Source organism: Psychrobacter sp. KFRI-CH2-11 (assembly GCF_038239325.1).
Taxonomy (GTDB): Bacteria; Pseudomonadota; Gammaproteobacteria; order Pseudomonadales; family Moraxellaceae; genus Psychrobacter; species Psychrobacter celer.
The window spans coordinates 2,718,915-2,733,010 of record NZ_CP151283.1 but is presented as its reverse complement, the minus strand read 5'-3'; the positions used below and the strand labels follow the sequence as shown (position 1 = coordinate 2,733,010).

At 48.0% G+C, this 14,096-nt stretch carries 10 protein-coding genes; 3 read left to right on the top strand and 7 right to left on the bottom strand.

What is annotated here, in order from left to right:
* Positions 1-114 precede the first annotated feature (114 nt).
* The 5 genes from AADH33_RS11300 to AADH33_RS11280 all read right to left on the bottom strand — a co-directional run bounded on the left by AADH33_RS11300 (position 115) and on the right by AADH33_RS11280 (position 4,559).
* Positions 115-564: a YaiI/YqxD family protein gene (locus tag AADH33_RS11300; RefSeq protein ID WP_075101764.1), complete on the bottom strand. Its 450-nt coding sequence runs from the start codon at positions 562-564 to the stop codon at positions 115-117.
* A complete protein-coding gene (locus tag AADH33_RS11295; RefSeq protein WP_348548935.1) occupies positions 564-1,946 on the bottom strand; it encodes a 5-(carboxyamino)imidazole ribonucleotide synthase in 1,383 nt (460 codons plus the stop codon). Before AADH33_RS11295 ends, AADH33_RS11300 begins: the two co-directional genes overlap by 1 nt.
* Positions 1,947-2,158: 212 nt before the next feature.
* Complete coding sequence (gene purE, locus AADH33_RS11290) at positions 2,159-2,713, bottom strand: 5-(carboxyamino)imidazole ribonucleotide mutase (RefSeq protein WP_207970230.1); 555 nt, start codon at positions 2,711-2,713, stop codon at positions 2,159-2,161.
* A gap of 142 nt (positions 2,714-2,855) precedes the next feature.
* On the bottom strand, positions 2,856-3,806 hold the full coding sequence (locus AADH33_RS11285; protein WP_100748853.1) for a metallophosphoesterase: 951 nt from the start codon (positions 3,804-3,806) through the stop codon (positions 2,856-2,858).
* Positions 3,807-3,950: 144 nt separating this feature from the next.
* A complete protein-coding gene (locus AADH33_RS11280; protein ID WP_075101761.1) occupies positions 3,951-4,559 on the bottom strand; it encodes a rhomboid family intramembrane serine protease in 609 nt (202 codons plus the stop codon).
* A gap of 871 nt (positions 4,560-5,430) precedes the next feature.
* On the opposite strand from AADH33_RS11280, the gene AADH33_RS11275 reads away from it, so the two are divergent.
* Together AADH33_RS11275 and AADH33_RS11270 are read left to right on the top strand one after the other, a co-directional pair.
* Positions 5,431-7,029 carry a hypothetical protein gene (locus AADH33_RS11275; protein WP_348548934.1) on the top strand — a complete coding sequence of 533 codons (1,599 nt, stop codon included), beginning with the start codon at positions 5,431-5,433 and terminating at the stop codon, positions 7,027-7,029.
* 321 nt (positions 7,030-7,350) lie between these two features.
* Positions 7,351-8,943: an OmpA family protein gene (locus tag AADH33_RS11270; protein WP_348548933.1), complete on the top strand. Its 1,593-nt coding sequence runs from the start codon at positions 7,351-7,353 to the stop codon at positions 8,941-8,943.
* A 61-nt stretch (positions 8,944-9,004) separates the two neighbouring features.
* Here AADH33_RS11270 and AADH33_RS11265 read toward each other — a convergent pair.
* Together AADH33_RS11265 and nagZ are read right to left on the bottom strand one after the other, a co-directional pair.
* A protein-coding gene (locus AADH33_RS11265; protein ID WP_198411581.1) for an IS5 family transposase occupies positions 9,005-9,756 on the bottom strand; the annotation gives its coding sequence in 2 pieces (ribosomal slippage) (positions 9,005-9,528 and positions 9,528-9,756; 753 coding nt in all).
* 180 nt (positions 9,757-9,936) lie between these two features.
* Entirely contained in the window at positions 9,937-11,019 is a 1,083-nt protein-coding gene (nagZ, locus tag AADH33_RS11260) for a beta-N-acetylhexosaminidase (RefSeq protein WP_348548932.1), read from the bottom strand.
* 620 nt (positions 11,020-11,639) lie between these two features.
* Here nagZ and AADH33_RS11255 point away from each other — a divergent pair.
* On the top strand, positions 11,640-13,856 hold the full coding sequence (locus tag AADH33_RS11255) for a carboxy terminal-processing peptidase (RefSeq protein WP_348549986.1): 2,217 nt from the start codon (positions 11,640-11,642) through the stop codon (positions 13,854-13,856).
* The last annotated feature ends 240 nt before the right edge of the window (positions 13,857-14,096 follow it).

Below are 14,096 nucleotides of genomic sequence, written 5' to 3'. Positions count from 1 at the left end.
TGTATATAGGCTAACAATAATAAACGGCACACTTCGTTATGAAGCGTGCCGTTTGCATAGTGTTTGGTTATAGAGTGTATAGGGTTTGCAAGAGTGGCAAAAATACGCGGGAGATTAGCGCACTAGCTTATTTAGACCATCGGCAAAGGCCTTTTTGTCACGCTCGCCATAAGGCTTTTGTCCGCTCATCTCTTGTGGCTCTAGGACGCCAGTGCCGCGCATGGTATCCATAAAGTCACGCATGTTCAGCTTTTGCTTGATATTTTCTTTATTATAAATGACGCCGCGCGTGGTAAGGACCAACGCGCCTTTGTCTAAAATATCATTGGCCAAAGGAATGTCGCTGGTGATGGCCAGATCGCCTGCCTGTATTTGCTCAACGATATAATCATCGGCTTTATCAAACCCCGATGGTACCACCGTCATGGTAAGCAGGGGTGAGCGGCGCAGTTTAATCGGCTGATTGGCGACGAATATCGCCGCCGTTTGCGTGCGCTCAGCAGTCTTGATAATCAAGTCTTTGGCAATGGATGGTACCGAATCTGCATCTACCCAAATCTGCATTATTTTTTGGCCTGTGTGGTTTTGGCCTGTGTGGGCTGTGCCTTCGCCTCACTGTCCACTTGGCCCTCTGTAGCTTGGGTTACAGCGGTGTTAGCGACCTTGCTATCGAGCAATTTGGTATTTTGGGCAGTGCTATTCGTTTGTGGACTGGCCGGCTCTTGAGGCTTTTGGATGGCAGCGTACTCTTTATCCAAACCGACTTTGTTGGGCAAGATGGCGACCAGCTTGGCCATCGATGGCTCTAAATCAGTGACGTCATTGGGCATCAAGGTGATATGAGCGATTTTACGATCGTCGCGCTCAGCCTTGTGGTAGCTGTGATAATGGGCACCATCGATAGCCAGTACGTCGCTGATGTTAGGGTATTGACCCAGCACATTGACCATAATCGCTGGATGGACGTTATCAGTATCGCCTAATGGCAAATCGACCACCGCGCGGATATGGTTTTCAAATTGACTGGTAATCGCCCCTTCGATGCTCCAATGCCCAGAGTTGTGTACACGCGGCGCAATCTCATTGGCCAGCAGATAGTCATGACCGCGCGCATCTTTGGTGACAAACAGCTCAAGCGCCATCACGCCTACATAACCTAAGTGGTTCATGATCGTGGTGATGGCTTCTTTGGCTTGGCTAAAGATGTGGCTGGTGCCGACAGCAGGCGCTTGGGTCTTGGCCAAAATACCGTGATGATGGTGGTTTTCGACCAAATCATAACAGCGCACACTACCGTCTTGGGCGCGCGCCGCAATGATAGACACCTCGCGGCTAAAGTTGATAAAACCTTCGGCAATCAGCGGCGCTGGGGTAGGCGTTAGACTGCCTTTACCGCTGACCGCGTCTTTGAGGTCTTGCCAAGCTTTGGTGATATCGCTGTCTTGTTTGATGACATACTGGCCTTTGCCGTCATAACCGCCGCGGCTAGTTTTTAGAACGATGGGCAGCCCTAATTCATCGCAGGCTTGCTTTAACTGAGCCTCAGAGCTGACTTCTTGAAAAGGCACCGTGGCGATTGCTAAATTGTTAAACATCCGCTTTTCTTTTAAGCGGTCTTGAGCGATATCTAAGGCCACTGGCGGCGGAAACATACCTTGCTTGTTGCCTGATTTTGAGAGGCTGGCCAGTTTTTCGACCGTGGCAGTTGGTGTGTTTTCAAACTCTAAGGTAAAGACATCGGCCGCTGCGATAAAGTCATCGAGCTGCGCGCTTGAAAATACTGTGCCATAAAGGCTGGCTGGGCAGTCAGCATTGTCCTCTAAAAACACGCATTGATAGCCGAGCGGTAGCGCAGCTTGGGCGAGCATCATGCCCAGCTGACCACCACCTAAGATACCGATGGTACGGATAGTTTGAGTAACAGGATAAGCATTGGCTGTGGTCATGATAGTAACTCTTTGAATAAATAATGGATGAAAACGAGCGTATTAAAATAGGAAAAGGCGCAATGTCTGCACCTTATTCTTGGGTGAACCCGCATGCTAAACGCACATTTTAAACAATCGCTAGACGCGCTAAGATGAGTGATCGCTTGGCTTTGCATGTTTTTGCATGGTTGTTTCGTATAATTAACCATCAGCCCAGATACCATAAATCGCTAGGCAGATTGATTAATGATACCTGGGGTTGGGCTGGCAAGGATGGTATCGGTTTGTGTCTGACGCAGCGTATCGAGCTTATTGGCCACCGCCTCGTCATGTAATGCCAATACTTGAATCGCCAGCAGAGCGGCGTTATATGCGCCTGCCGTCCCAATAGCGAGAGTGCCGACCGCCACGCCTTTTGGCATCTGTACGATAGAGAGTAGGCTGTCCCAGCCGCTGAGCATGGAGGACTTGACCGGTACACCAAAGACAGGGAGCGGCGTTTGGCTGGCACACATACCAGGCAGATGTGCTGCCCCGCCAGCACCCGCGATAATCACTTGTAGGCCATTGTCTTTTGCACACTTGGCGTAGTCAAACAATCTATCAGGCGTACGGTGCGCTGAGACCACTTCGCAATCAAAGGCAATATCGAAGTCGGCTAGTAGCTGGGCGGCGGCGCTCATGGTGGCCCAATCAGATTGTGAGCCCATAATGATGCCGACTTTTGGCTGGCCAGCAGGAGAGGCGATAGGATTAGGTTGAGTCGTAGCTGATTGGGTGCTCATGATGCGATATCCTCAAAAAGACCATCATACAAAAGTTTTGCCGCATTCGTAAAGCCAAGATTGAGGTTTCGCTATATTATCGCGTTTTTGTCCCCTCAGGCATCACAGAAGCGCCAGCAGGTAGCGCTCATCATACGCAGTCTTAGTGCTGATCGTGACGATACTGTACAAAGTTATCTGCTGTGAGTGGTAGTGGTTTGGTCGTATCAAGCTGATAGCACGTCAGATAGCCGCTGTCTACGGCGGCAGAATAATCTGTACAAGCGACTTGCGCGCTGAGCGGCTCAGGCGTACCTGTCAGCCAATAATGCCCGACAAACACAGGTTTGTGGGTTTTTAAGGCAAAATCGATATTATCAGCCAAGACGTCTTGAGGAATCTGCGCCAATGCCGAGGCGGGCGCGCGAGCAACTTCATACAGCGTGCGCTGGTTCAACGCATCCAGCCACCAGCGTACTCGTACCCGCTTGCGCTCCGTGCCTTCTTTATCGACCATCACTAAGCCGTCTGGCAAAGGTGTCTCCACACCTTTTAGCACCCGCTCTAGCGCATCAAAGGCTGTGCTAAACTCACGCGAGGTCACCTCAAGCGCATGCGGCGTCAAACAATTATCTGCGGTGAGCAACGGCTTTAGCACAGCCATGCTATCTACATCCCAGCAAGCATGGACAAAACAGGCATAGTCAGTCTCGAGCCACAACGGAATCTCATAAAAACGCTTAAGCCAGTACTGATGCGCCGCCGAGCCAAAAGGCACCTCTGCCAAAAACGCCTCGTGTTGACGGGTATGCACCGTATCGTGCGAGCGCAGATACTCGCCAGGCGCGTCTGGGTCGGGTGTGGCAAAAGCCAGCGCGTTATACTCATGATTGCCCATCACCGCATCGGCGACATCAGCATCTAGCATGGCAAACACAATCTCCAACGTCGCCACTTGCTGTGGCCCACGATCCATCAAATCGCCAATAAACAGCGCTCGATGACCCTCTGGCGGCACAAAGTATTGACCATTATGGACATAACCCAACTGTTTAAGCAAACCGACAAGCTTGTCCGCGTAGCCGTGAATATCACCAATAACATCTATAATCATAATAAAACAACATAAAGGAGAAGTTATGCGCTTATAAAAACGCAATACATAAAAAGTCAAACCATCAATGAGATGATCGTCTATCGGCCATTATCAGCCATAGCCATAGCCATAGCCATAGCCATAGCCATAGCCATAGCGGCTCTAAAAACCTGGCGACAGCAGCGCGTTGATAAAGTGCGGCAAGACACGCGGCTCTAAAACAATCGTGGCCACCACCCCAAACGCGCCGCCCCACATATGCGCCATATGATTGATATTTGAGCCGCCGCGCCTATCTGCATAAATACTATAAGCCACGTACGCTACTGCAAACAAAATCGCCGGAATCGGAACAATGGCAAATAAGTAAAGGCTTTCCCACGGTGCCAGCAAGATAAAGGCAAACAGCACTGCTGAAACCCCGCCTGACGCGCCAAGACTCAGATAGCTGGCATTGTTTTTGTTTTTTAGATAGCTTGGCACCATAGCGATAACAATGGCAAGCACATAAAACACCACAAACCCATAGCCAAACAAAAACGGCTGGTACAGCCCTTCGATGGCGCGACCAAAAAAATACAGCGTAAACATATTAAACAATAGATGCATGCTGTCGGCATGAATAAAACCATGCGTCACAAAACGATCCCACTGTCCGTTATTTACCGCTGGCGGATAAAAAATAAAACGGTTAAACAAGCGTTTGTTTTGCCATGCCAACAAGCTGATGATAACCGTAATAATAATGATAAGAGTGGTATGGTTTAACAAAGAAAAATCCTTAGGCCGCGCCTGATGTATGACAATGCGAGAAATGACAACGTTCAAAGCCTAAGCGTTACGGCTGCATAAAAACTGACGATCGTTACTAGGGCGTGTCCTCAATTCAATCGATAGCCATCTAAATGGGCTAAAAATGGCTAAATCTGGCCAAACGGTGTCAAATAGCTGACTAATATCTCGATATTACCTGCGCTATTTTCCTTGTTTGACGGCGATTTATCTCATTTTTATCACCATTTTTAAAATGAGGACACGCCCTCACTTCATAACCAAGGGTTTATGATAAATTGATTTTTTAGCGATAGTCTGCTTAAAAGTCAATACGCTAAAAATGCGCTCTTAGAGAGATACATTTTACTTATCGGCTGTGTCTGCTGAAGCTATCTCACTTTATCTTTACGTAACTTAAGTCTAGGTAATCTCAGCATAAGCCATATTTATCCCAGCCATGCGCTAGTGGTGTTATATTTTATAGTGAACCAAATTATCGCTGATCGAGCACCGAGGTAAGCCATAATACTATAAGTCATAATACTAACAGTAGTTGAGCCAATGCCAAAACCTATTATGTGACAAAACGCTGCGTTTTTATGCTTTTCTGGTGAATAATGTAGCCATGCAATGATTGATAGCAGTCAAACCTGACTTAGGTAGCGTTTGAGCTGGCATGAGTTTGAGCTGGCATGATAGGTCATCAATGTCGATGTGATTTTGCTACACTGGCGCTGTTATTGAAAGCATACAGCCAGTACTTTTTCTTTACCGATACTGCTTTTCAATAGCGTCAACCCTAGTCATAATAAAATACAAACTTGTCATTTTGTAAATTTCCATCAATGGCCGATAGAGGCAGTCATCTATGAGCATCATCGATCAACTAGAGCAAACCGTGACCCCAGCTGTCTTAGGTGAGCAAGCGAGTCACCAAAGCGTGGCTTATATCAGTTTGCTTGAGCAGTTCTATGCGGTTTTGGCTGCCCGTTTGGCGCAGCCAGATATATACTCTGAGCTATTGCGTAGCGATGAGGTAATCAGTACAGAGGCGGCTGTAGAGCGTCCGTTTTTTGTGCAGCTATGGCCAGACTCTGCCGTACAGCAAGAGATGATACAAGCGCTGGCGGCCGATCATCATATTGATGAAACTGCGACCAAACAGCTACTGACAAATGCCGCGCCGCTGGTCTATCGGGAGCTTATGATCTTGGCAAATGGTCAGTTTTTGCCCGCATTTCTACAGCAGCAGACGTCAGCGCTGCGCCAATATTTACCGATATGGTCAGCACCTATCATCACCGCAGCAGCCAGCGGCGGCTTAACGGATTCTGAGACGGCTACCAATGCGCCTATTAACCCAAACGATACCGATGACTCTGATGCACGTGCCTATGGTACACATAGTTCTGAAGGGCATTTTGATAAAGCAGGTAGCGCTATACACGCCAGTCCAGCGGCGCATCATCTGGCCGAAAACATCAGTCTAAAGCAAGAAAGAGTACGCAGCCGTAACCTGCGCCGCGACTTGTTGGTTCGGGTGTTTTTGTTGTTGTTGGCAGTGGCTGCGCTTGGCCTTGCTTTATGGGCGTTTGTCCTAAAACCCAATAGCGCGCCGCCAGCCGAGCCTGTTGTCACCGAGCCTGTGGCCGTGCCGCCTGCGCCTGAACCAGTAGCCGCGCCGACGCCTGTTGAGCTTATCGTAGGTGTGGACGATAGTGGTAGTTTATACACTTGTAGCGCGATTGTCGGTGATACAGCACTACAAAACACCTTACAGCAAGCGCTCAGATCAAGCTTTGGCGAGCAGGCAGCGATCTGTCAGTTTACCGTACAACAAGGGGTTGCCAACAGTATTGCCAACCTACCAGCAGAGCTATTGCCCAATGTGTTGACGATGCTGAGGTCCACGCCCTTTGCCCGCTTGCATCTACAAAACGATCGACTTACGCTAGAAGCGCCAGATGCCATGCTACTACAGCGCTTGCTCAGTGAGATGCGGGCTTTGGTGCCAGCCATGGTCATCGATAGTACCGCGCCCATCCCTTTACCTGATGCCTCGAACGCCGCGACCAGCGAATTGGATGATGCTGATAGTCTGAGCAATGATGCATATCCCAATGACCAATACCCCAATAATGCTACTGGTGCTGGCGAATATCAGGCGACAGACGATGAAACAGGCGATAGCGTCATGCCTGCGCCCAACAATAATGCCAGTATACCTGCCGATACGCCCAACACTGCCTCTAATAACTTGCACAGTAATATACCGACTAACAATATACCGTCTAATAACAATACGTCTAATAACAATACGTCTAATAACAATACGTCTAATAACAATACGTCTAATAACAATACGTCTAATAACAGCCAAACTAGGCCGTCAGGCCCTATTTCGCTATCAGAGGTAGATGAGATGGCAAATAGTGTGATCGTCGCCGAGCCAGCACAAGTGAGGTAGCGATGTGATCGCTACAGATGGCTCGTTTTACTAAACAGTTATCTCTGTGTTTTCCTTTAAGTCTTTTTCTAAGCTTTTGTCGGACAGTCGCATTTGGGCGGGTCGCAGGGTGGGATAGTTACGTGTCTCAACTGAAACATTACTTAACGTAGCATTTGCACAACAACCTGTTGATTGTGAACGGATACTTAATACTTTTATAATAACAAAAGTTGAATGTATGAGTTGAACCTACAAAGCGGTGAACCTGTAAAGTATTGTTAAAAAAAGCATTGTGAAGAGTGTAATTACATAAATACGTATTAACGGAGGAATTATCCAATGAATATTATCAGTCATCTAACACGGACCGTCAGCCCTGCAGTACTAGGAGATGATCACAGCCCAGCCAAAGAAAGCTTGCTTGAGCAGTTTTATGCTATCTTTGCCGCGCGTCTTGCTGATCATGATACTTATGGACGCTTTGCAAATGAAAACATCGCCCGTGATGATCAAGGGTTTTATGACCGCATCTGGACAGAAGGCGCTCACCGCGATCAAATCTCGCGTGAGCTGGCGGGCAAGCACAATGTCGATGCTACCGCCGCTCGCGGTCTGATTGCGATGGCAGCACCGCTCGCATTTCATGAAATCAAAAGTTTAGCCGGCACCACACCTGTGCCGCAGTTCTTAAATGATAATTTGGCCAGTTATCAGCATCATATTCCTGCATGGGCAAGTACGGTCTTGCCAGCTGGCATGTTGGCGGCTACCCCAGCTGCGGGTACTCGTATCTCTGATACCACCAGCACCGCACCATTGCAGCATACCGAAGAAGAAAAAGGCAGCTTTATGAAAGCGCTGCTACCGATTATTGGTTTGATCATTTTGGGAGCGCTGGCATGGGCGCTACTTAGAGGCTGTCAAGAAAACCCTGAACCTGTTGCCACACCAGTTGCCAGTGAGCAACAAGCAGCAGGCGATGAGCAAGTGGCAGTTGCCGCAGATGTAGAGCCTGCCTCACTGCGTATCGCGACAGGCGAAAACAATGAGCTGTATGCCTGCCGTATGAATGCCGGTGACGAAACCCTACAAAGCAAAGTGATGAACGCACTGACTGCCGCATTTGGCGATGAAGCCAATAAATGCCGCGCAGACGTCGATGATAACTTTGCCACCGATATGCCAGCCGCCGCTCAGCTTGCTTCTATTTTGCCCATCGTCAAAAACGTGCCAAACGCCAGTATGATCATCAAAGGTGACACCATCACCGTCAACGCCCCAGACGAAGCGGCGTTACAACAGCTAGTGACCGATTTACAAGCGGCTGCGCCTGCCATGACTGTCCAAGCGGAAGGCCCACTGGACTTACAAGGCGAGATTGACGACAGTCTAACGGCTGCTGATGTCGCTATGACCAACTTGGGTGACAATCCAGACCCTCGTGATGTGGCGCGCGCCTTGAGCATACAAGTGATTAATTTTGAATTAGACAAAGCAATCATCCCTGATGCCAACAAAGCGCTACTAGATCGTGCGGCTAAAATCATCAATGAAGTACCAGATATGGAGCTGATGATTATCGGCCATACAGATAGCCAAGCGTCTGACGACTACAATATCGAGTTGTCACAAGAGCGCGCCGATGCTGTCAAAGAGTATTTGGTCGCCCAAGGGGTCGATGCCAGCAAACTGTCCACCAAAGGTATGGGTGAATCAGAGCCAATCGCCGATAACTCAACTGAACAAGGCCGTTTCCGCAATCGCCGCATCGAGTTTGTCGTAAACGATGAGATTAATGTAGCAAATGAAGGCATGGTAATCAGTAACGATGCGCTTGATCCGGATTTAAACCCGCTAGATAGTAACAACGATGACGTATTGCCAGATGGTGATGATGTCACTCAAGGTAGCGCTATCGATCCAGCAAACTAATATCAGCTACGCTCAAATAACAGCTACGCTCAAAAAAACCGCTTCTTATTAGGGCGTGTCCCTAATTCAGTTTGCAATGAATCATAGTACAAGCTAGATACAGCATAGACTTATAATTACGAGCCAATTTCTCGTATCGAGTCGCAATACTACGGAACTGCTTTAGCCTTGCAAACGTGTTTTCAACTAAGTGTCGTAGCTTATATAAATAATGATCAAACGCTACATCTGGTTGTTTAGCATTTCTTCTTTTAGGGATGACAGGGCTTATGTTGTCTTGCTTTAGCCTGTTTCTAATGGTTTCAGAATCATAAGCTTTATCAGCAATGAAGTAGGTCGCATCCGTTAACATCTCTATGATGTCATCTACCGCTTGGCTGTCGTGGACGTCACCCCCAGTGATTTTAAAATCAATCGGGTTTCCATGCGAGTCGACGGCGAGATGTATCTTGGTGGTTGTTCCACCTCGAGATTTTCCAGTGGCTCGAAGCTCTCCTCGTCTGGCGCCGCTTGAATGCTGATGACAGCGGATGTAGCTTCCGTCTGCGAATACCCATTCTTCATCAATACTTGCTCGTAGGTCAAAAAAAATTGCTCCCATAAGCCTTTTTTTGACAACCTGTTAAATCGATTATAGGCGGTTTTCCATGGACATAGCTCACTCGGTATATCACGCCATGGGGCTCCTGTACGAAGTTTCCACAATATGGCTTCCATAACTTGTCTGTCGTTTTTCCAAGTATGACAGCCATGAGCTTTCATGGTACTTTGGAGTTGTTCCCATGTATTATCATTGAGCACTGTTCTTGCCATAATTTAGAGAGCCATGTGGTAAATAGTCTCTTTATTTTAAAGGCTTTATACTTGCTTTTCCAGATTAGGGACACGCCCTAAGAAGCGGTTTTTATTTATCACAAATGTAATGATCAAAAACAAAGTATTGAATCTAGGGCGTGCCCTCACTTTAAAAATGGCGATAAAAACGAGCAGCGCTTATTTATAAGCGGTGGGGTCTATTGACTCACTAGCAGAATGATTAGCAGGTGTCTCGGCCGCTGCAAAAAACGCCTGCGTCACGTTTTGCTTGGCTTGCTGCCAGTAGTCAAACTGCTGACAAGTTGACTCAAGATTGCCTTGCCATGCTGGTATCTTGCCGGACATAGATTTGATACGGTTTTGGTTAGGATAGGGCAGCTCTTGCGCTGCTTGGGCGGCTTCATGAGCCGCGATACGGTCATTACAGACCAAAGCAATATCGCAGCCTGCGTTGATGGCCGCTTTTACCCGCGCACTGACATCGCCTGCCGCCTGCGCACCTGCCATCGACAAATCATCTGAAAACAGCACACCATCAAACTCTAATTGCTCACGGATGATGTCTTGTAGCCAAATCTTTGAAAACCCTGCAGGTTTATGATCCACTTGCGAAAAAATCACATGGGCGGGCATCAGCGCATCGAGCCATGGTAGGGTTTGGGCAAAGGGCTGCATGTCACTATTGATGATCTCATCCAAGCTGCGATTATCAATCGCTTCTGCCACGTGTGAGTCAGGTGCGATGGCACCGTGCCCAGGGAAATGTTTGCCTGTGGTCGCCATGCCAGCGGTTTTCATGCCGCGCATAAACTGAGAGGCCAAGGCAATGATGGCTTGCGGCTCTTGATGAAAGCTGCGATCGCCGATGACTTGGCTGATACCGCCTCTATCAAGCACAGGTGCAAAGCTCAAATCAATCCCCACGGCCAGCACCTCTGCCGCCATCAGATAACCGCAGTCATAAGCGAGGCTTAGCGCCTGAGCTGGATCTTGCTCAAACCGCTCACCCAGCTTGCCCATCGCTGGCAAAGGGCTAAAGCCGTTGCGTAGTCGTGCCACGCGCCCACCTTCTTGATCGACGCCGATCAAGATATCAGGATTGTGGTAGCGTATGTCATCACACAGCTGGCGCACTTGCGCGGCGTCAGCGACGTTGCGGGCAAACAAAATCACACCGCCGACTTGTGCTTGTTTGATTAAACTGACATCTTCAGCGGTCAGGGCAGTACTATCGATATCAATCATTAAAACGCCATACATTGCGTTATCCTTTTTGGTTATTACTTGATAAGTGGTTATCTTAAAATGCGACTGTTACTGTTATTTAATAAAATTGACAATAAGGAGTACTAAGGTGGGTGACGGTGCTTGTGAAGACTGTACCGTTTAAGCCCCATCGTTTAAGTTCCTTAGGCTCGTTACAGACACGCCTTAGTATATTGTGTAGATGGCCTTATTATGACAGTTATTAGGCACGGCGTATAATGCGCCAGATAAATGGCTTTAAATTGATGGGCTTATGGGGTTTAATGAGTGATCTCGTCGATGTACAAAAAGCGCTAGCAGCGCAAAGATGGACTGCGATAAATATGACAGAAAGTTTGGTACAGAGCGGCGTAGCGTGTAAGATTGTTTATACAGTTTAAGACAGTTTTATATGGAGGCTCGTGATAATATTGATTGATTTTTCACGATATTTTAATGCTATCTGGTCACTTCTGTATAGAATGCCGTATAGGTAGTCAGCTATTACAATCACTACAATCTGCGATACCAATGATTGTAATAACAGAGAGGGTATCAAGATAGCAGCAGAGCAAAGCCTTCTGGATTTTTACAATAACGATATTATTACTCACTTAAAAAACTAGGTATATATGATGAAAAAACAACCAGCACAGTGGTTACTCAGTGCAGTGTCAGTGGGCATCGCCGGTATTATTTTAACCCAAAGCTATAGCACCGCTGTGGCAGAGACCAGCACCGAAGGCTTTGTACCGACGCCTGAACAAAAAGTCACCACGCGCCAAGTCGCCGCCTTGCTAGATCGTAGTCATTATCTCAATCAGCCACTCGATAGCAACATGGGTAGCGAGATTTTATCGATGTATATCGATAGCCTAGACCCCAATCACACCTTGTTTTTGCAATCTGATGTCGATGAGTTTAAGAAAAAATACGCCGACGAGTTTGGCGCACGCCTCAAGCGCGGAGATTTGTCGGCGGGGGTAGAGATATTTGAGCGTTATCGCAAGCGCTCAAGTGAGTACTTCGCCATGGCAAGTAAAATGCTCAAGACCGATATTGATTTGACGGGTGATGAGACCATCGTTTTAGACCGTGAAAATCTTGGGCATTTTAAGACCAAAAAAGAGCAACGTGACTACTGGACGCGCCAGCTAAAATTTCAGCTGATCAGCATCACCTTGGGGCAAGAGGACGAAAAAGCCAAAGAGCAGGTGTTTTTAAACAACCCCGATATCACGCGTGGTCAAGACCTCGTCCGTGATGACAAACGCACACCAAGTGAGATATTACTCAAACGTCTCACACGTCAGCAAGAGCAGTTTAAACGTCTCAAAGACGATGAAGTCATGGAGACGATTTTAAATACAGCGATGCTGACCTATGACCCACACAGCAACTATTATGCGCCTATCCAAGCGACTGAGCTGCAAATTCAGTCAAGCTTGCAACTAGAAGGCATCGGTGTATCGATTCGCCCAGATCGCAAAAACCCAGACTATACGCGTATTGTCACGCTAGTCGATGGTGGCCCTGCAGCCAAAACTGGCCAGATAAAACCCAATGATTTGATCGTCGGTATCGCCAAAGACGGCAAAAACATGACCGATGTGGTCGGCTGGTCGACGCGAGAGATTGTCAGTTTGATTCGCGGTAAGCGCGGTACCTCAGTGACTCTCAAACTACGCCAGCCCAATACGCCAGACTCAAGTGCTCGCACCGTGACGGTGGTGCGCGATATCATTCAACAAGAAGAGTCGGGCGTCAAGCAGCGCGTCGTCGAAGTACAGCGTCCTAATATTGACAAAACGGCCAAACGTATCGGTGTGCTTGAGATACCAAGTTTTTATCTCAATTACCGCGCACGGCGCAATGGCGAAGACTATCGCAGCGTCAGCATCGATACCGAAAAGGCGCTAAAAGCCCTTAATAAAGAAAATATCGATGGGCTTGTGGTGGATTTGCGCAACAACCCTGGCGGCTCTTTGGATGAAGTGGCCAAGATGCTGGGCTTTTTTATCAAGAGCGGGCCGCTCGTGCAGATTCGTGACAACCGTGGCAACATCCAAGTCTACCGCGACAACGATGGCGGCGAGCAGCTGTATGATGGCAAAATGGTAGTACTGACCAACTTAGCATCTGCCTCGGCCAGCGAAATCTTTGCTGCCGCTATCCAAGACTACGGACGCGGACTGGTCGTTGGTAGTACGACCACCGGTAAAGGCTCTGCTCAAATCCAGCTCGATAGTCTAGCGCTTGGGACAGCGACCTTGACCCAGCGTAAGTTTTATCGTGTGACGGGCGGCAGTACGCAAAACAAAGGTGTCGTCCCAGATATCGAGCTGGTCAATATCTATGATGATGCGACCTTTGGAGAGCGCGCGCAGAAAAAAGCCTTGCCTTGGGACACCATCAAAACAGCGCCGTACAAGCCTGAGGGCAAGTTTAGCAGCGATACCTTGGCGACACTCAATCAACAATCCAAGATTCGCCAACAGCAAAACCCGCAGTTCGTCTATCTCTCAACGCTCAATGATATCCGTGATATAGAAGATGAGAAAAAACCCATTCGCTTAGATATCAATAGCCGCCGCGCCAAGATGCAGCTGATCGAAAAACGCTCGCTTGAGGCAGAAAACAAGCGTCTGATTGCAACGGGCGAAAAGCCTTACAGTGATTGGAATACCTATCAAGCGGCGATGGATGCAAAGTTTGAAGAGCGCAGTCAGATGAAAGCCAATGAGCGCCCAGAGCTGCCAGAGGACGAAGTCTTTATCAATGAAGCTGCCTATATCATGTTAAGCGCAGAACCAAAGCAGCTGCTGAGCCCTAAAGAGGCGCTAGAGAAATGATGGGTGCTATCGAAACAACAATAGTATGTAAGCATATGCTTACACCGATTGACGTTTCGACCTCTTACTAACGATAGGGCAATCTGCGATTATAACTGTACGGCACGATTGAACGGAACGGTTCATGGATACTAGGGATTGGTATCTTAAAGGTCGCATCAGGGATAGGTGGTTTGCTGATTAGGGATGATAAGGCTGGATGCCTGTCAGTTATGAGATACCCCGGGATTAGGTATTTGA